This window comes from Duffyella gerundensis (assembly GCF_001517405.1).
GTDB classification, from domain to species: Bacteria; Pseudomonadota; Gammaproteobacteria; order Enterobacterales; family Enterobacteriaceae; genus Duffyella; species Duffyella gerundensis.
Window position 1 is genome coordinate 536,161 of record NZ_LN907827.1, and the last position, 17,878, is coordinate 554,038.

Annotated in this window: 15 protein-coding genes and 2 tRNA genes; 15 read left to right on the forward strand and 2 right to left on the reverse strand. The window is 52.4% G+C overall.

Annotation, left to right across the window (positions count from 1 at the left end; all coding sequences use genetic code 11):
• The first annotated feature begins 246 nt into the window (after positions 1 to 246).
• Entirely contained in the window at positions 247 to 2,481 is a 2,235-nt protein-coding gene (locus EM595_RS02475; RefSeq protein WP_067427549.1) for a TonB-dependent siderophore receptor, read from the forward strand.
• Positions 2,482 to 2,536: 55 nt separating this feature from the next.
• Here the strand turns inward: EM595_RS02475 and dacB are convergent, their stop codons facing one another.
• A complete protein-coding gene (gene dacB / locus EM595_RS02480) occupies positions 2,537 to 3,970 on the reverse strand; it encodes a serine-type D-Ala-D-Ala carboxypeptidase (RefSeq protein ID WP_067427551.1) in 1,434 nt (477 codons plus the stop codon).
• A gap of 252 nt (positions 3,971 to 4,222) precedes the next feature.
• On the opposite strand from dacB, the gene greA reads away from it, so the two are divergent.
• On the forward strand, positions 4,223 to 4,699 hold the full coding sequence (gene greA, locus EM595_RS02485; RefSeq protein ID WP_067427553.1) for a transcription elongation factor GreA: 477 nt from the start codon (positions 4,223 to 4,225) through the stop codon (positions 4,697 to 4,699).
• A 102-nt stretch (positions 4,700 to 4,801) separates the two neighbouring features.
• On the opposite strand, the gene yhbY is transcribed toward greA, so the two are convergent.
• Complete coding sequence (yhbY, locus tag EM595_RS02490) at positions 4,802 to 5,095, reverse strand: ribosome assembly RNA-binding protein YhbY (RefSeq protein ID WP_067427555.1); 294 nt, start codon at positions 5,093 to 5,095, stop codon at positions 4,802 to 4,804.
• A gap of 125 nt (positions 5,096 to 5,220) precedes the next feature.
• Here yhbY and rlmE point away from each other — a divergent pair, with 125 nt between their 5' ends.
• The 13 genes from rlmE (at position 5,221) to rpsO (ending at position 17,838) form a co-directional block, all read left to right on the forward strand.
• Positions 5,221 to 5,850, forward strand: coding sequence for a 23S rRNA (uridine(2552)-2'-O)-methyltransferase RlmE (rlmE, locus tag EM595_RS02495; RefSeq protein ID WP_067427557.1), 630 nt, complete (start codon positions 5,221 to 5,223; stop codon positions 5,848 to 5,850).
• 111 nt (positions 5,851 to 5,961) lie between these two features.
• Positions 5,962 to 7,893: an ATP-dependent zinc metalloprotease FtsH gene (gene ftsH, locus EM595_RS02500; RefSeq protein ID WP_067427559.1), complete on the forward strand. Its 1,932-nt coding sequence runs from the start codon at positions 5,962 to 5,964 to the stop codon at positions 7,891 to 7,893.
• Positions 7,894 to 7,981: 88 nt separating this feature from the next.
• On the forward strand, positions 7,982 to 8,824 hold the full coding sequence (gene folP / locus EM595_RS02505; protein ID WP_067427561.1) for a dihydropteroate synthase: 843 nt from the start codon (positions 7,982 to 7,984) through the stop codon (positions 8,822 to 8,824).
• Entirely contained in the window at positions 8,821 to 10,155 is a 1,335-nt protein-coding gene (gene glmM / locus EM595_RS02510) for a phosphoglucosamine mutase (RefSeq protein ID WP_067427563.1), read from the forward strand. The genes folP and glmM overlap by 4 nt, the downstream gene beginning before the upstream one ends.
• A 357-nt stretch (positions 10,156 to 10,512) precedes the next feature.
• Entirely contained in the window at positions 10,513 to 10,845 is a 333-nt protein-coding gene (gene secG / locus EM595_RS02515) for a preprotein translocase subunit SecG (RefSeq protein ID WP_067427564.1), read from the forward strand.
• Between the two features lie 62 nt (positions 10,846 to 10,907).
• Positions 10,908 to 10,994: transfer RNA gene (locus tag EM595_RS02520), tRNA-Leu, on the forward strand.
• Positions 10,995 to 11,053: 59 nt separating this feature from the next.
• Positions 11,054 to 11,130: transfer RNA gene (locus tag EM595_RS02525), tRNA-Met, on the forward strand.
• Positions 11,131 to 11,342: 212 nt separating this feature from the next.
• A complete protein-coding gene (gene rimP, locus EM595_RS02530; protein ID WP_067427566.1) occupies positions 11,343 to 11,795 on the forward strand; it encodes a ribosome maturation factor RimP in 453 nt (150 codons plus the stop codon).
• 24 nt (positions 11,796 to 11,819) lie between these two features.
• Positions 11,820 to 13,307 carry a transcription termination factor NusA gene (gene nusA / locus EM595_RS02535; RefSeq protein ID WP_067427568.1) on the forward strand — a complete coding sequence of 496 codons (1,488 nt, stop codon included), beginning with the start codon at positions 11,820 to 11,822 and terminating at the stop codon, positions 13,305 to 13,307.
• Positions 13,308 to 13,324: 17 nt separating this feature from the next.
• Positions 13,325 to 16,024, forward strand: a complete 2,700-nt coding sequence (gene infB / locus EM595_RS02540) for a translation initiation factor IF-2 (protein WP_067427570.1) — start codon at positions 13,325 to 13,327, stop codon at positions 16,022 to 16,024.
• Between the two features lie 71 nt (positions 16,025 to 16,095).
• A complete protein-coding gene (gene rbfA, locus EM595_RS02545; protein ID WP_067427572.1) occupies positions 16,096 to 16,518 on the forward strand; it encodes a 30S ribosome-binding factor RbfA in 423 nt (140 codons plus the stop codon).
• Positions 16,518 to 17,462 carry a tRNA pseudouridine(55) synthase TruB gene (gene truB / locus EM595_RS02550; protein ID WP_067427574.1) on the forward strand — a complete coding sequence of 315 codons (945 nt, stop codon included), beginning with the start codon at positions 16,518 to 16,520 and terminating at the stop codon, positions 17,460 to 17,462. The genes rbfA and truB overlap by 1 nt, the downstream gene beginning before the upstream one ends.
• Positions 17,463 to 17,568: 106 nt before the next feature.
• Positions 17,569 to 17,838, forward strand: a complete 270-nt coding sequence (gene rpsO, locus EM595_RS02555; RefSeq protein ID WP_025903869.1) for a 30S ribosomal protein S15 — start codon at positions 17,569 to 17,571, stop codon at positions 17,836 to 17,838.
• Positions 17,839 to 17,878 lie beyond the last annotated feature (40 nt).

A 17,878-nucleotide genomic window follows, 5' to 3' on the forward strand; every position in this document is an offset into this window, starting at 1 on the left:
GTCATTTCTTCCGCGTAAGCGGCCCGCGATAATGTAATGAATAATACTATTGATAATTATTTGCATTTGCAATAGGGTGTTTCCGCCCGTTCAGGCGCGGCTTTTTTCCGCACTATCCGCAGTGGCATGTCGGTGTTTTCAGCGTTGGCTGACGACCGCGGAAAAGCACTCCCGGGCAGGATTATCAAACGACATCATCGTGTTACCGCGTCCATTCTCCGACGCAGGTTGCTCAGGAATAACATAATGAAAAAACTCTCCCGACTCTCTTTTGCTGTTTTGCTTGAACTGGGGCTTATCGGTGGCGCGCATGCGGCCGAAGACAGTACGACTACCGATCAAACGGATGCTGAAAATGGCACGCTGGTGGTCACCGCGGCCCAGCAGAATATGCAGGCGCCTGGCGTTTCGACTATTACGGCTGATGAGATCAGGAAGCGGCCACCGGCGCGCGACGTCTCCGAGATTATCCGTACCATGCCGGGCGTTAACCTGACCGGCAACTCTACCAGCGGTCAGCGAGGTAATAACCGGCAGATCGACATTCGCGGCATGGGCCCGGAAAACACGCTGATCATGGTGGACGGCCTGCCGATAAGCAGCCGCAACTCGGTGCGACTCGGCTGGCGCGGCGAGCGTGATACCCGCGGCGACAGCAGCTGGGTGCCGCCGGAGATGATTGACCACATTGAGGTGATTCGTGGACCGGCCGCCGCGCGCTACGGTAACGGTGCCGCGGGCGGCGTGGTCAATATCATCACCAAAAAAGACACCAACCACTGGCATGGATCGTGGAACACCTATTACAACGTGCCGCAACATGATGAAGAGGGTGCCACCAAACGCACTAACTTCAGCCTTTCGGGCCCGCTCGGCGATGATGTCAGCTTCCGGCTGTATGGCGGCCTGGCAAAAACCCAGGCCGATGCGCAGTTTATCAATGAAGGCCATCAGTCGTTGCGGACCGGCAGCTACGCCAGCACTGTACCCGCCGGGCGCGAAGGTGTGGTCAATAAAGACATCAATGCGCTGCTGCGCTGGGCTTTTGCTCCGATGCAGGCGCTGGAGTTCGAGGCGGGCTACAGCCGCCAGGGCAACCTCTATGCTGGCGATACGCAAAACACCAATACCAGCGCGCTGGTGCAGAGCAAGTACGGCGATGAAACCAATCGGCTCTATCGCCAGAACTTTGCGCTGACCTGGACCGGCGCCTGGGATAATGGCATCAGCACCCGCAGTTACGCTCAGTATGAGAACACACGTAACTCGCGTATGAATGAAGGGCTGGCTGGTGGAACAGAAGGGATCTTCGCCAACAGCGACTTCTCCACCATTGAGCTAAACGACGTGCTGTTGCACAGTGAAATCAGCGTACCTTTCGAACTGGGCGTGAATCAAACCGCCACCTTCGGCACCGAGTGGAATCAGCAGAAGATGAAGGATGCGTCATCCAACACGCAAACCTTTATGAGCGGCGCGGTGGACGGGATTTCCGGCACTGATCGCAGCCCTTATTCGCAGGCAGAGATTTTCTCGCTGTTCGCGGAAGACAATATTGAGCTCACCGACAGCACCATGCTGGTGCCGGGACTGCGCTTCGATCACCACTCGATTGTCGGCAATAACTGGAGTCCGTCGCTGAACCTGTCGCAGGGGCTGGGCGATGATGTCACGCTGAAACTGGGCATTGCGCGGGCTTATAAAGCGCCAAGTCTCTATCAAACCAACCCCAACTATCTGCTCTACAGTCGTGGCCAGGGCTGTGCCGACAGCGCGGGTGCCTGTTATCTGATGGGTAACGACGATCTGAAAGCCGAAACCAGCATCAATAAAGAAGTCGGGCTGGAATGGAAACATGACGGTTATCAGGCGGGCGTCACCTGGTTCCGCAACGACTATCGCGACAAAATTGAGGCGGGCTACACGCCGGATGGCGTTTCCTCAGGCGGCGCAGCTGATGTTTATAAATGGGAAAATGTCCCTAAAGCGGTGGTTGAAGGCCTGGAAGGTACGCTGAATTTGCCGGTCAGCGACAGCATCAGCTGGAACAACAACATCACTTATATGCTGCAGAGTAAAAACAAAGAGACCGGCGATCGCCTGTCGATTATTCCGGAATATACCCTCAACTCAACGTTGAGCTGGCAGGCTATGCCAGATCTTTCCCTGCAATCAACCCTCACCTGGTACGGCACGCAAACGCCGAAGAAGTATAATTACAAAGGTGATGCGGTTACCGGCAGTGAGAAAGATGAGGTGAGCCCGTACTCTATCGTTGGCCTGAGCGGCACGTATGATGTTAATAAGTACGCCAGCGTGACGCTGGGCGTCGATAACCTGTTTGATAAGCGGCATTATCGTGAAGGCAATGCGCAGACCACCGGCAACTCGGCGACCAACGCCTGGATGTATGGCGCGGGTGCCAACACCTACAACGAATCAGGCCGCACTTACTACGTTAGCGTCAATACGCACTTCTGATCGAACAGGGCGGCATTGCGCCGCCCTGTTTATCCTGTGACTAATGCACTCAGCCTCAGTTATTACTGTAGATATCTTTGTAGAGACGGCTTTCAAATCGCACCAGCGGCACTCTGCGAATACGCTGATCTTCTGGCGGCACGGCATAACCTGACAGGAACTGCACAAAGGCCACGCGCTGACCGCTGGCGGTGGTGATAAAACCCGCCAGATTATAAACGCCCTGCAACGAGCCAGTTTTCGCCGACACTTTGCCATCCACTCCCGCTTCGTGTAGACCGCCGCGATAACGTAACGTGCCATCGTAGCCCGCTAACGGCAGCATCGAAATATAGTTGAGCGTCTGATCATTTTTCGCAATGTACTGCAACACCTGCATCATGGTGTCAGGTGCGATCAAATCGTGACGTGACAGCCCTGAGCCATCAACCTGAATGCTGTTGCCCATATCAACGCCCGCTTTGGCCTGCAAAATCCGGCGCACCGCATCCGATCCCGCACGCCAGGTACCGGGCACGTTAAAATAGTGATGGCCAATGGTGCGGAAAACGGTGTCGGCGATCATGTTGTCTGACTTTTTCAACATGGTTTTTAACAGATCATGCAACGGCGCTGACTGTTTTTGTGCCAGCACGGTACCGGCAGGGGTTTCACGCGTCTGACGCACCACGTGACCGCTGATGTCGATATCGGCAGCGCGTAATTGGGCTTTAAGAATCGCGCCTGACCAGGCTGCACCATCCTGAATAGCGAAGGCCAGCGGCAGCGGTTCAGCACGCTGGCGCATACAGCCAGTGAGCGTGTAGCGGTTCAGTTCGCCCGGCACCACATCAAGTTCACAGTACTGCGCTTCACCAGAGTTCTTACCCAGCGTTTTCACCTGGCTGAACATGGTTACCGGATAGTAATCGGCAACGCGGATAAAGGCATTTTCGCCAGCGGTCGGCGAACTGTAGAGCGACACGGAAAAGCAGTTTTTGTCTATAATTGCCGCGGCGGGGGGTGCGCTAAAACATTGGGTCAAATCGTTCCATGGCCAGCCGGGTGCTTCATCGTGGCTGGCAAAGACCGAGGTATCGATCACCAGGTTACCTTTGATATGCGTGATGCCCTGCTTTTTAAGCTGCGCCACCATATTGCGGGTGTCCTGACGGCCGAGCGTTGGGTCACCGCCAAAGCGCGCGATTAGATCGCCGTTTAAGGTGCCGTCAGAAAGTGAGCCATGCGTTTCCAGCGTCGTCTGGAAACGAAAATCGGGACCCAGCTCAAGCAGTGCGGCCAGCGCGGTCACCACTTTCATGGTGCTGGCGGGCAGGGCCATCTGTTTGCTGTGGTAATCGATAATCGGTGCCGATGCGCCTACTTTTTGTACCATCAGTGCGAGGTTCGCGCCATCAGGCAAATACTGCATGTAATCCTCAATGGGAGCTGCCTGGGCTTGCAGCATAAATGCGCAGGTTAATCCGGTAACAAGTCGTGAAAATCGCATAATCTCGCGGTAACTGACGGAAGAAGGCGACCATACTACGGTGCATTGAGGTGGAAAGTAAACGATGACCCAAGCTGAACTCTGGGTTAAAATACGTATCAAAATGCAAAACCATTTCCTGGCCTGGAAACTTTTCCGGGTCAGGATACTTTTGTTTGCAAAACCTGTGTAGGCGCTGCAGAAGGTGACTTTTGCGTTCAGCTGTCAGGATGGACACCTGGTATAAACAGGAACGACAACGAGGGTATCAAGATGAACCAAATTCCGATGACGTTAAGGGGCGCAGAAAAGCTGCGTGAAGAGCTTGAAGAGCTGAAAACCGTTAAGCGCCCCCGAATTATTGCCTCAATTGCTGATGCGCGTGAGCATGGCGATTTGAAAGAGAACGCGGAATACCATGCTGCGCGTGAAGAGCAGGGATTCTGTGAAGGCCGCATTCAGGAGATTGAAGCAAAACTCTCTAATGCGCAGGTTATTGATGTCACGAAAATGAATGCCAACGGGCGAGTCATTTTCGGGTCAACCGTTAGCGTGCTGAATGTCGATACCGATGAAGAAGCGACCTATCGCATCGTCGGCGACGATGAAGCAGACTTTAAGCAAAATCTGATTTCGGTGAACTCACCGATGGCGCGCGGACTGATTGGTAAAGAAGTGGATGATGTGACCGTGGTCAAAACACCAGGTGGCGACGTCGAGTATGAGATTCTGAAGGTAGAGTATCTCTAAGCACTTCTGTTACGCTGATAAGCGCGACGCATTGTAAAGAAAGGAAAAAGGCCGCGGTGCGGCCTTTTATCCCTGGCTGGAGCGTGTCACTTTCTCTCGCGCTTAACGCGGTAGAGAAATTTTGCTCTCTTTAGAAGGGCGGAACAGCACCAGCGTTTTGCCAATGACCTGAACGTTACTGGCGCGTGTTTCGCGCACGATAGCCTCGACAACCAGATTTTTGGTTTCGCGATCTTCAGTGGCAATTTTCACTTTGATCAGCTCGTGGTGTTCAAGCGCCTGTTCGATTTCGGCCAGCACACCTTCGGTCAGGCCATTGTTACCCAGCATCACGACAGGTTTCAGTGGATGGGCAAGACCTTTCAGGTGCTGTTTTTGTTTGGTACTCAGATTCATCGTATTTTTTACTTACTTTGGGATTGAAAACGGTTCATTCTACCGCCATCTCTGGTATATCACCAAATCGGCGTGCCGATTTGTGCGGTTATTTATCGCATCGATGAAGAATAGTTGGAAAAAGTATGACGGGTAAAAAGCGTTCGGCCAGCTCAAGCCGCTGGCTGCAGGAACACTTTAGCGATAAATATGTGCTACAGGCACAGAAAAAAGGGTTGCGGTCACGCGCCTGGTTTAAACTTGATGAAATCCAGCAGGGCGACAAGATTTTCAAGCCCAACATGACCGTCGTCGATTTAGGCGCGGCGCCGGGTGGCTGGTCACAGTATGTGGTGACCCAAATCGGCAACAAAGGGCGCATCATTGCCCTCGATCTTCTGCCTATGGATCCTATCGTTGGTGTTGATTTCCTTCAGGGTGATTTCCGCGACGAAGCCGTACTTGCTGCTTTACTGGAGCGAGTAGGGGAGTCAAAAGTTCAGGTTGTCATGTCAGATATGGCACCTAATATGAGCGGCACACCTGCCGTAGATATTCCACGATCGATGTATTTGGTTGAACTGGCGCTCGAGATGTGTCGAGATGTACTGGCGCCGGGTGGGAGTTTTGTAGTGAAAGTGTTTCAGGGAGATGGCTTCGATGAATACCTGCGGGAAATTCGCTCCCTGTTTACGAAAGTGAAAATTCGTAAGCCGGACGCTTCGCGCTCCAGATCGCGTGAAGTGTATATTGTAGCGACAGGGCGCAAACCATAGCCATAAGCTGAAATCATTGCCTTTTTAAGGCGATTTTAGCGACAAAGGATATAGCGTGCCCTACGCTGTCTGTTAACACAGTTGTAATAAGAGGTTAATCCCTTGAGTGACATGGCGAAAAACCTGATTCTCTGGTTAGTCATCGCAGTCGTGCTGATGTCTGTCTTCCAGAGCTTTGGGCCCAGCGAGTCGAATGGCCGTAGGGTTGACTACTCAACCTTCCTGTCGGAAGTGAACCAGGATCAGGTCCGCGAGGCACGTATTAACGGGCGTGAGATTAACGTAACCAAAAAAGACAGTAACAAATATACGACTTACATTCCGGTAAACGATCCAAAGCTGCTTGATAACCTGCTGACTAAAAACGTCAAGGTTGTTGGCGAGCCACCGGAAGAGCCAAGTTTGCTGGCTTCTATCTTCATTTCGTGGTTCCCGATGCTGCTGTTAATCGGCGTCTGGATCTTCTTCATGCGGCAAATGCAGGGCGGCGGCGGCAAAGGCGCAATGTCCTTTGGTAAAAGCAAAGCCCGCATGCTGACGGAAGATCAGATTAAAACCACGTTTTCCGATGTTGCCGGTTGTGATGAGGCCAAGGAAGAAGTTAGCGAACTGGTAGAATATCTGCGCGAGCCGAGCCGTTTCCAGAAGCTGGGCGGTAAGATTCCTAAAGGCGTGCTGATGGTTGGCCCACCGGGAACCGGTAAGACCTTGCTGGCAAAAGCGATTGCTGGCGAAGCGAAAGTGCCATTCTTCACCATTTCTGGTTCTGACTTCGTTGAAATGTTTGTCGGTGTCGGCGCATCACGTGTGCGTGACATGTTTGAACAGGCTAAGAAAGCCGCGCCTTGTATCATCTTTATTGATGAGATCGATGCGGTCGGTCGTCAACGTGGTGCCGGTTTAGGCGGTGGTCACGATGAGCGTGAGCAGACGTTGAACCAGATGCTGGTTGAGATGGACGGCTTCGAAGGCAATGAAGGCATTATCGTTATTGCAGCCACTAACCGTCCTGATGTACTGGATCCTGCGCTGCTGCGTCCAGGCCGTTTTGACCGTCAGGTTGTTGTTGGCTTGCCAGATGTCCGTGGCCGCGAACAGATTCTGAAAGTGCATATGCGTCGCGTACCGCTGTCAACCGACATCGATGCAGCAATCATTGCACGTGGTACGCCTGGTTTCTCCGGTGCTGACCTTGCGAACCTGGTCAACGAAGCTGCACTGTTTGCCGCTCGCGGTAATCGTCGTGTGGTATCAATGGTTGAGTTCGAAAAAGCGAAAGACAAAATCATGATGGGTGCTGAGCGCCGGTCAATGGTGATGACGGAAGCGCAAAAAGAGTCAACGGCTTACCACGAAGCAGGCCACGCCATTATTGGTCGCCTGGTGCCAGAGCATGATCCGGTACATAAAGTCACGATTATTCCTCGTGGCCGTGCGCTGGGTGTGACCTTCTTCCTGCCTGAAGGCGACGCGATCAGCGCCAGCCGTCAGAAGCTGGAAAGCCAGATTTCTACCCTGTATGGCGGTCGTCTGGCTGAAGAGATTATCTACGGCGTGGAACGTGTATCGACCGGTGCGTCCAACGATATTAAAGTGGCGACAAACCTGGCGCGTAACATGGTGACGCAGTGGGGCTTCTCCGAGAAGCTTGGGCCGCTGCTGTATGCAGAAGAAGAGGGCGAAGTGTTCCTCGGTCGTTCTGTAGCAAAAGCTAAGCATATGTCTGATGAAACGGCTCGCATTATCGATCAGGAAGTGAAATCCCTTATCGAAACTAACTACCAGCGTGCACGCCAGATTCTCAACGAGAATATGGATATCCTGCACTCAATGAAAGATGCGTTGATGAAGTATGAAACCATCGATGCACCGCAAATTGACGATCTGATGGCACGTCGCGAAGTGCGTCCGCCAGCAGGCTGGGAAGATCCGGGTGCCAGCGGTAATTCAGATAACAACGGCACGCCGAAAGCGCCGCGCCCTGTTGATGACCCGCGTACGCCAAACCCAGGCAACACGATGTCTGAACAATATAACAAATAGCCCTTGCTGATTTGTTATCATGAAACCCCGGCTGGTCCGGGGTTTTTTTCATTCTTTTTTCAACGGTTGCCGCAAGGAGAAGACGCAAATGAAGCTGTTTGCACGCGATTCCCATCTCGATTTATCCTTTCCCCATGTGATGGGCATTCTCAATGTGACGCCTGATTCATTCTCTGATGGTGGCCAACACAACACGCTGGTTGCTGCGCTAACGCACGTTAACGAGATGGTTAATGCAGGCGCAACGATTATTGATGTCGGTGGCGAATCAACGCGGCCGGGCGCTGATACGGTGAGCGTGCAGGAAGAACTTGACCGTGTCATACCGGTGATCGAAGCGATCGCACAACGATTTGAGGTATGGATTTCGGTGGATACGTCAAAACACGAAGTCATCACCGCCGCTGCACAGGCCGGCACGCACATTATCAATGACATTCGCTCACTGAGTGAAGCCGGTGCGCTGGAAGCCGCAGCGGCAACGGGTTTGCCGGTTTGTTTAATGCATATGCAGGGTGACCCGCAAACGATGCAGCAGGCACCGCAATATCAAAATGTGATAGCCGAAGTCGATAGCTGGTTTACTGCTCAAATCGCCAGATGCGAAACAGCCGGCATTAAAAAGAGCAACTTGTTGCTCGACCCCGGCTTCGGTTTCGGTAAAAATCTCAGCCACAATTATCAGCTACTGGCACAGCTAGGCCATTTTCATCACTTTGAACTGCCGCTATTGGTCGGCATGTCGCGCAAATCGATGATCGGGCAGCTGCTGAATGTCGGCCCTTCACAGCGTTTAACCGGTAGCCTGACGTGTGCGGTCATCGCCGCGATGCAGGGCGCGCAGATCGTTCGCGTTCATGATGTAAAAGAAACCGTAGAGGCGATGAGAGTCGTCGAAGCGACACGGAGAGCAGAGGAACAACAGGCATGAGCAATCGTAAATATTTCGGCACCGATGGCATTCGCGGCAAAGTAGGCGAAATGCCAATTACGCCAGATTTCGTTCTGAAGCTGGGCTGGGCGGCCGGTAAAGTGCTGGCACGGCATGGCTCCAAAAAAATCATCATTGGCAAAGATACGCGTATTTCAGGCTATATGCTGGAGTCCGCGCTGGAAGCCGGTTTGGCAGCAGCAGGTCTTTCGGCGGCGTTTACCGGCCCAATGCCAACGCCGGCCATTGCTTATCTGACTCGTACATTCCGTGCTGAAGCGGGCATCGTTATCTCGGCATCGCATAATCCGTTTGATGATAACGGTATTAAGTTCTTCTCTGCTGAAGGCACCAAGCTGCCCGATGATGTGGAAGAAGCGATTGAGCTGGAGATGGAAAAGCCGCTGACCTGCGTCGAATCAGCCGAGTTGGGACGCGCCAGCCGTATTGTGGACGCAGCGGGCCGTTATATCGAATTTTGTAAAGGCACTTTTCCCAGCGAACTGAACCTTAACGGTCTGAAGATCGTAGTGGATTGTGCTAACGGTGCGACCTACCATATTGCTCCGAATGTGTTGCGTGAGCTGGGCGCCACGGTGATTTCCATTGCCACTCAGCCAGACGGCATGAATATCAACAAAGAGTGCGGTGCCACAGACTTACGGATGTTGCAAGAACGCGTTGTCGCTGAAAAGGCCGATCTGGGCCTGGCCTACGATGGCGACGGTGATCGCATCATGATGGTTGATCACCTTGGCGAGAAAGTAGACGGCGACCAGATTCTCTACATTATCGCGCGTGAAGGCCTGCGTCAGGGGCAACTGCGTGGCGGCGTGGTTGGCACATTGATGAGCAATATGGGCCTGGAGTTGGCGTTAAAGCAGCTCGGCATTCCATTTGTTCGTGCAAAAGTTGGCGATCGCTATGTGCTGGAGAAAATGCAGGAGAAAGGCTGGCGTCTGGGTGCGGAAAACTCTGGGCACGTCATTTTGCTGGACAAAACCACCACCGGTGACGGCATCGTGGCTGGCCTGCAAGTGCTCACTGCCATTGTGCGCAATCATATGAGCCTGCACGATCTTTGCAGCGGCATGAAATTGTTGCCGCAGATTCTGGTCAACGTGCGTTTCTCGGGCGAAAGCGACCCGCTGGAAGAAGCATCAGTTAAAGCCGTTACCGCAGAAGTTGAGAAAGAACTGGCGGGAAGAGGGCGCGTATTGCTGCGTAAATCGGGCACTGAGCCGCTCATCCGCGTGATGGTTGAAGGTGAAAACGAGCAACAGGTTACCGCGCTGGCCAATCGCATCGCCGATGCGGTTAAAGCCATATAAGTGCAGCTTTTGGCTTAATGAAATACCGCCCGCCTGACGTGCGGTATTCTCTGTTTTGCCAGGGTGTTTGAGCTACGTAATCATCGCTGGCACTGTGGTAAGTATGCGTGTGGATGATCCAACATGATGGCTGGTTGAGTTATTGCTTAACTCCCGGTAAAAAGCGGCGTTTTGCCGCTTAAATCATCAGGATGGCGTTTTTTTCTGCAATCAGCATGCGCGATTGAAATTGCACTTGCGAAGGTGAGCACCTTTGGTTAGTATTCACACCCGCTTCAGATGGGTGATGACGAGATTCCCCATCGTTTAGTGTGAAGCTTTTGATGTGCAGTTATCGCGCAAGGAAACAGGTTAATTATGTACGAAGCTCTTTTAGTAGTTTTCCTTATTGTAGCCCTCGGCCTTGTTGGTCTGATCATGCTGCAACAAGGCAAAGGCGCTGATATGGGAGCATCATTTGGTGCAGGCGCATCTGCAACACTGTTTGGTTCAAACGGCTCAGGTAATTTCATGACCCGTATGACCGGCATTTTAGCAGCGCTGTTCTTCATCATTAGCTTGATTCTGGGTAACCTGAACACCAATAAAAGCGCTAAAGGAAGTGAGTGGGAAAATCTGACGGCGCCGGCTCAGTCTCAACAGACGCAGCCAGCCAAACCGGCAACGCCGAGCAGTGATATCCCGCAGTAAGCAGTAAGGTCGTCAGCGCAATTCGACGCGACAGAAAGTGGAGTCGTCGTCTGTAAAGAAGTGCCGAGGTGGTGGAATTGGTAGACACGCTACCTTGAGGTGGTAGTGCCCGATTGGGCTTACGGGTTCAAGTCCCGTCCTCGGTACCAAATCTCAGTATTACTTGCATTTTATGCATGTTCGGCGTAATATTCGCCACGTTTTCGGACGCGGGGTGGAGCAGCCTGGTAGCTCGTCGGGCTCATAACCCGAAGGTCGTCGGTTCAAATCCGGCCCCCGCAACCACTTTCCCTTAGAGTTCTTTTTCAAATATACTGTGTGTATCTTCGGACGCAATATCAGCGGATTTTGAAAAAAATTCTGATGGATGGTGTGCCGAGCCGCTATTGCGGCATACAGGGTCCAGTCGCATAAAGCCCCGAATTTTCGGGGTTTTTTGTTATCAGGGAATCGTAACACTGGGCTATAAGCCCTTTTTTTATGTCTTGGGGGTGGCCTTGTCCACATTAGAGCAGAAATTGACAGCGTTGATCTCAGCACCGGTTGAAGCGCTTGGCTACGAATTGGTGGGTATTGAGTTCGTGCGTGGTCGCACATCCACACTGCGTATCTACATTGATAGTGAAAACGGCATCAATGTTGATGACTGCGCAGACGTCAGCCATCAGGTAAGCGCCATTATGGATGTTGAAGATCCCATCACCGTTGCTTACAACCTTGAAGTTTCCTCACCTGGACTGGAACGTCCACTCTTTTCCGCCGAGCATTATACGCGCTTCCTGGGCGAAGAAGTCAGTCTGGTATTGCGCATGGCCGTGCAGAACCGCCGTAAATGGCAGGGCATCATTAAATCTGTCGAAGGTGAAATGATCACGGTGACCGTCGAGGGTAATGATGAAGTGTTCGCACTGAGCAACATTCAGAAAGCGAACCTGGTCCCCCACTTTTAAAAGTTCGGATTGAGGCTAACCAGGATGAACAAAGAGATCTTAGCTGTCGTAGAAGCCGTTTCTAACGAAAAGTCCCTGCCACGTGAGAAAATCTTCGAGGCGCTCGAGAGCGCTCTGGCCACAGCGACCAAGAAAAAATACGAGCAGGAAATTGAAGTCCGCGTCAGCATCGACCGCAAGAGCGGCGATTTTGATACGTTCCGTCGTTGGGTGATCGTTAATGAAGTGACGCAGCCAACCCGTGAGATCACGCTGGAAGCAGCGCGTTACGAAGATGAATCACTGAATCTTGACGATTACGTTGAAGATCAGATTGAATCGGTAACGTTTGACCGTATCACTACGCAGACCGCGAAACAGGTTATCGTACAAAAAGTACGTGAAGCCGAACGCGCCATGGTGGTCGATCAGTTCCGTGAGCACGAAGGCGAGATTATTACCGGCGTTGTTAAAAAAGTTAACCGCGACAATATCAGTCTTGATTTAGGCAGTAATGCCGAAGCGGTTATTCTGCGTGAAGATATGCTGCCGCGTGAAAACTTCCGCCCAGGCGACCGTATCCGCGGCGTGCTTTATGCGGTTCGTCCGGAAGCGCGTGGTGCGCAGCTGTTTGTCAGCCGCTCTAAGCCAGAAATGCTTATTGAGCTGTTTCGTATTGAAGTGCCAGAAATTGGCGAAGAAGTTATTGAGATTAAAGCAGCCGCTCGCGATCCGGGCTCACGCGCTAAAATCGCGGTGAAAACCAACGATAAGCGTATTGATCCAGTTGGCGCCTGCGTGGGTATGCGCGGTGCGCGTGTTCAGGCGGTATCCAGCGAGCTGGGTGGCGAACGCATTGATATCGTGCTGTGGGATGATAATCCTGCGCAGTTTGTAATCAATGCAATGGCGCCTGCTGACGTTGCCTCAATTGTGGTAGACGAAGATAACCATACAATGGATATCGCCGTCGAAGCAGGCAACCTTGCTCAGGCCATTGGCCGTAATGGGCAAAACGTACGTCTCGCCTCGCAGCTTAGCGGCTGGGAGCTGAACGTTATGACCGTCGATGATTTGCAGGCGAAACATCAGGCTGAAGCACACGCAGCCATTGATGCCTTCACCAAATACCTTGATGTCGACGAAGAGTTCGCCACCGTGCTGGTTGAAGAAGGCTTCTCCTCACTGGAAGAGCTGGCCTATGTGCCGATCAACGAACTGCTTGAGATTGATGGTTTAGATGAAGAGACCATCGAAGCACTGCGCGACCGCGCAAAAAATGCGTTGACCACATTAGCGCTGGCGAAAGAAGAGAGCCTGGGTAATCAGGAACCTGCTGAAGACCTGCTGAATCTGGAAGGCATGGAACGCGCTCTGGCATTCAAACTGGCGGCAAAAGGTGTGTGCACGCTGGAAGACCTCGCCGAACAAGGTGTTGATGACCTGACTGATATTGAAGGGCTGGACGATGAGAAAGCCGGCGCGCTAATTATGGCCGCACGCAATATCTGCTGGTTCGGTGACGACGCGTAACAACAGGAAGGAACAGCATGACAGATGTAACCGTAAAATCACTGGCAGCAGAGATTCAGACTTCGGTGGAACGCCTGGTACAGCAGTTCGCTGATGCAGGGATCCGCAAGTCTGAAAATGACTCTGTAACCCAGCAAGAGAAAGAAACCTTACTGACGCACCTGAACCGTGAGCATGGTAGTAGCGCGTCAGGTAAACTGACATTGCAGCGTAAAACACGCAGCACCTTGAATATTCCCGGTACCGGCGGTAAAAGTAAGTCGGTCCAAATCGAAGTCCGCAAGAAGCGCACCTATGTGAAAGGCGATGCGGAATCTGAGCAGCAAGCTCAGATCGAAGCTGAAGCTCAGGCGCAGCGTGAAGCGGAAGAACAGGCTCGTCGTGAGGCCGAAGAGAAAGCGAAACGTGAAGCTGACGAAAAAGCAAAACGTGAAGCGGATGAAAAAGCCAGGCGCGAAGCTGAAGTGAAGCGCGAAGCAGCGGAAAAAGAGAAATTGAGCAATAATCAAACCGACGAAGTAACCCGGGCTGCCCAGTCAGACAAAGCCCGCCGCGAGGCTGAAGCTGCTGAACTGAAGCGCAAAGCCGAAGAAGAAGCACGTCGTAAGCTCGAAGAAGATGCGAAGCGTGCTGCAGAAGAGGCACGCAAAATGGCTGAAGAGAAATCAGCTGAATGGGAATCTAAAGCTGCTACTGAAGTAACCGAGGATAGCGCTGACTATCACGTGACCACTTCACAGCACGCCCGTCAGGCTGAAGATGAAAACGATCGTGAAGTAGAAGAAGGCCGTAGTCGTGCCCGTACGACCAAGGCTGCGCGTCCTGCCAAAAAAGGCAACAAGCATTCTGAAGCCAAAACCGATCGTGAAGAAGCACGCGCCGCAATTCGTGGTGGCAAAGGTGGTAAACACCGTAAGCCAAGCACGCTGCAGCAAGGCTTCAACAAGCCGGCTCAGGCCGTTAACCGTGACGTCATCATCGGCGAGACTATTACCGTTGCTGAACTGGCCAATAAAATGGCGGTAAAAGGTTCACAGGTCATCAAAGCAATGATGAAGATGGGCGCAATGGCGACCATCAACCAGGTTATCGATCAGGAAACCGCTCAGCTGGTTGCTGAAGAGATGGGACATAAAACCATCCTGCGCCGCGAGAATGAGCTGGAAGAAGCAGTAATGAGCGATCGCGACAGCACCGGTTCTCAGGAATCTCGTGCACCAGTCGTGACCATCATGGGCCACGTTGACCATGGTAAAACCTCACTGCTCGATTATATCCGCTCAACCAAAATCGCCTCTGGCGAAGCGGGCGGCATTACTCAGCATATCGGTGCTTACCACGTTGAAACTGACAACGGCATGGTAACTTTCCTTGATACCCCAGGCCACGCCGCGTTTACCGCCATGCGTGCCCGCGGTGCTCAGGCAACAGATATCGTGATTCTGGTTGTTGCTGCGGACGATGGCGTGATGCCTCAAACCGTGGAAGCGATTCAGCATGCTAAAGCGGCCGGTGTACCGGTTGTTGTGGCCGTCAACAAAGTTGATAAGCCTGATGCCGATCCGGATCGCGTTAAAAACGAACTCACCCAGTACGGTATCATTCCGGAAGAGTGGGGCGGCGAGAACATGTTCGTTAACGTATCGGCAAAAGCGGGTACCGGTATTGACGATCTGTTGAATGCTATTCTGCTGCAGGCTGAAGTTCTTGAACTGTCAGCAGTGCGTGAAGGCATGGCAAGCGGCGTCGTAATCGAATCCTTCCTGGATAAAGGTCGTGGTCCGGTTGCAACCGTTCTGGTTCGCGAAGGTACGCTGAACAAAGGCGATATCGTGCTGTGTGGCTTTGAGTATGGTCGCGTGCGTGCGATGCGCGATGAGCTCGGTCGCGAAGTCATGGAAGCCGGCCCGTCTATTCCGGTAGAAATTCTTGGCCTGTCCGGTGTGCCGGCAGCGGGTGACGAAGCCACTGTTGTTCGTGATGAGAAGAAAGCGCGCGAAGTTGCACTTTATCGTCAGGGCAAATTCCGTGAAGTTAAGCTGGCGCGTCAGCAGAAATCTAAACTGGAGAACATGTTTGCTAACATGAGCGAAGGCGAAGTTTCTGAACTGAACATCGTGCTGAAAGCTGACGTTCAGGGTTCTGTGGAAGCGATCTCCGATTCACTGCTGAAACTTTCTACTGACGAAGTAAAGGTTAAGATTGTTGGCTCTGGCGTAGGTGGTATCACCGAAACCGACGCCACGCTGGCGGCTGCTTCAAACGCGATTCTGCTTGGCTTTAACGTTCGTGCCGATGCCTCAGCGCGTCGCGTTGTCGATACCGAAAGCCTCGACCTGCGTTACTACTCCGTGATCTATAACCTGATCGACGAAGTTAAAGCAGCGATGAGCGGCATGTTGGCACCGGAATACAAACAGCAGATCATTGGCCTGGCTGAAGTTCGTGATGTATTTAAATCACCGAAATTTGGCGCCATTGCTGGTTGTATGGTGACTGAAGGTACAATCAAACGTCACAATCCAATCCGTGTACTGCGTGACAACGTGGTTATCTATGAAGGCGAGCTGGAATCACTGCGCCGCTTCAAGGATGACGTTAACGAGGTCCGTAACGGTATGGAATGTGGTATCGGTGTTAAGAACTACAACGATGTGCGCCCAGGCGACATGATCGAAGTATTCGAAATCATCGAAATCAAACGTACCATTGAGTAACAGTCCCGTTTCGGTGACGCTATATTTGGGAGGCCTGTGCGCCTCCCGAATTATTTGAGAGGAATAAAATTATGGCGAAAGAATTTGGTCGCCCACAGCGCGTATCGCAAGAGTTGCAAAAAGAGCTGGCGATGATTATCCAGCGTGAGATTAAAGATCCGCGTGTTGGCATGATGGTGACGGTTTCAGGCGTGGAAGTGTCACGCGATCTGGCCTACGCCAAAGTGTTTGTTACCTTTCTGAACGACAAAGATGAAGATGCCGTTAAATCAGGCATTCGTGCGCTTCAGGACGCTTCAGGCTTTATTCGCTCATTATTGGGCAAAGCTATGCGCCTGCGCATTGTGCCTGAACTGACCTTTTTCTATGACAACTCGCTGGTTGAAGGCATGCGCATGTCTAACCTGGTTACCAGCGTAGTGAAAAATGATGCTGAACGCCGTGGCGAAGATGTGACGGACGAAGACGCAGCGGATAAAGACAAGGAGGACTGATGAGTCGTCCTCGTCGTCGTGGCCGCGATATTCACGGCGTTTTGCTGCTGGATAAGCCGCAGGGACTCTCCTCCAATGATGCGCTGCAAAAAGTGAAGCGCATCTTTAACGCCAACCGAGCGGGCCATACCGGCGCGCTTGATCCGCTTGCCACCGGTATGCTGCCAATCTGTCTCGGCGAAGCCACGAAGTTTTCCCGCTATTTGCTCGATTCTGACAAACGCTATCGCGTTATTGCTCGTCTCGGTCAGCGAACCGATACCTCTGATGCAGATGGCATTGTGGTAGAGGAACGTCCGGTTGCGTTTAATAATGAGCAGCTTGAAACGGCCCTGGAAAGCTTTCGCGGCGAAAGCCAGCAGGTGCCCTCAATGTATTCAGCATTGAAGCATCAGGGTCGCCCGCTTTATGAGTATGCGCGTCAGGGCATTGACGTGCCGCGTGAAGCGCGTCCAATTGTAGTATACGAGCTACTGTTTATTCGTTGGGAAGGCGAAGAGCTGGAACTGGAAATCCACTGTTCCAAAGGCACTTATATTCGCACCATTATTGATGATCTCGGTGAGAAATTGGGATGTGGTGCGCATGTGACCATGCTGCGCCGCCTTGAAGTGGCCACCTATCCGGTGAGCCAGATGGTGACGCTGGAACAGTTGCAGGCCCTGGAAAAAACCGCGCTGGAATCCGATCCTGCAAATCGTGATGCGCTCGACCAGTTACTGATGCCGATGGACAGCCCGGCCGCGGCCTTTCCCGAGGTCAACCTGCCGGAAAGCAGCGCGGCTTACTTTAAGCAGGGTATGCCGGTACAGGCAGCTGGCGCGCCGCAGAACGGTCTGGTTCGGGTCACTGAAGGCGCGATGGGAAAATTCATCGGTATGGCTGAAATAGCTGACGATGGGCGTGTGGCGCCAAAAAGGCTGGTTGTTGAATATTCTGACTGACTCATTTGCGATCGCAATGGGCTAAGAGTAGAATAAGCCCGCTTTTCATTGGGTCGCTGAATTAGAGATCGGCACCCTTACATTCATTTTTTTATTGGAGTTTATTATGTCTCTAAGCGTTGAAGCTAAAGCAGAGATCGTTGCTAAATACGGTCGTGGTACTAACGACAGCGGTTCTACCGAAGTTCAGGTTGCACTGCTGACTGCTCAGATTAACCACCTGCAGGGTCACTTCTCTGAGCACAAAAAAGACCACCACAGCCGTCGCGGTCTGCTGCGTATGGTTTCCCAGCGTCGTAAGCTGCTGGATTACCTGAAGCGTAAAGATGTTGCACGTTACACCAGCCTGATCGAAAGCCTGGGTCTGCGTCGCTAAGTCTACAATTTGTTCAACAGCGTTAAATTGTAGAAAGCAA

What these genes read in the sequence shown, in the direction of transcription:
- EM595_RS02475 (WP_067427549.1), top strand. Translation starts at nt 247, where the DNA reads ATGAAAAAACTCTCCCGACTCTCTTTTGCTGTTTTGCTTGAACTGGGG.
- dacB (WP_067427551.1), bottom strand. Translation starts at nt 3,970, where the DNA reads ATGCGATTTTCACGACTTGTTACCGGATTAACCTGCGCATTTATGCTG.
- greA (WP_067427553.1), top strand. Translation starts at nt 4,223, where the DNA reads ATGAACCAAATTCCGATGACGTTAAGGGGCGCAGAAAAGCTGCGTGAA.
- yhbY (WP_067427555.1), bottom strand. Translation starts at nt 5,095, where the DNA reads ATGAATCTGAGTACCAAACAAAAACAGCACCTGAAAGGTCTTGCCCAT.
- rlmE (WP_067427557.1), top strand. Translation starts at nt 5,221, where the DNA reads ATGACGGGTAAAAAGCGTTCGGCCAGCTCAAGCCGCTGGCTGCAGGAA.
- ftsH (WP_067427559.1), top strand. Translation starts at nt 5,962, where the DNA reads ATGGCGAAAAACCTGATTCTCTGGTTAGTCATCGCAGTCGTGCTGATG.
- folP (WP_067427561.1), top strand. Translation starts at nt 7,982, where the DNA reads ATGAAGCTGTTTGCACGCGATTCCCATCTCGATTTATCCTTTCCCCAT.
- glmM (WP_067427563.1), top strand. Translation starts at nt 8,821, where the DNA reads ATGAGCAATCGTAAATATTTCGGCACCGATGGCATTCGCGGCAAAGTA.
- secG (WP_067427564.1), top strand. Translation starts at nt 10,513, where the DNA reads ATGTACGAAGCTCTTTTAGTAGTTTTCCTTATTGTAGCCCTCGGCCTT.
- nusA (WP_067427568.1), top strand. Translation starts at nt 11,820, where the DNA reads ATGAACAAAGAGATCTTAGCTGTCGTAGAAGCCGTTTCTAACGAAAAG.
- infB (WP_067427570.1), top strand. Translation starts at nt 13,325, where the DNA reads ATGACAGATGTAACCGTAAAATCACTGGCAGCAGAGATTCAGACTTCG.
- rbfA (WP_067427572.1), top strand. Translation starts at nt 16,096, where the DNA reads ATGGCGAAAGAATTTGGTCGCCCACAGCGCGTATCGCAAGAGTTGCAA.
- truB (WP_067427574.1), top strand. Translation starts at nt 16,518, where the DNA reads ATGAGTCGTCCTCGTCGTCGTGGCCGCGATATTCACGGCGTTTTGCTG.
- rpsO (WP_025903869.1), top strand. Translation starts at nt 17,569, where the DNA reads ATGTCTCTAAGCGTTGAAGCTAAAGCAGAGATCGTTGCTAAATACGGT.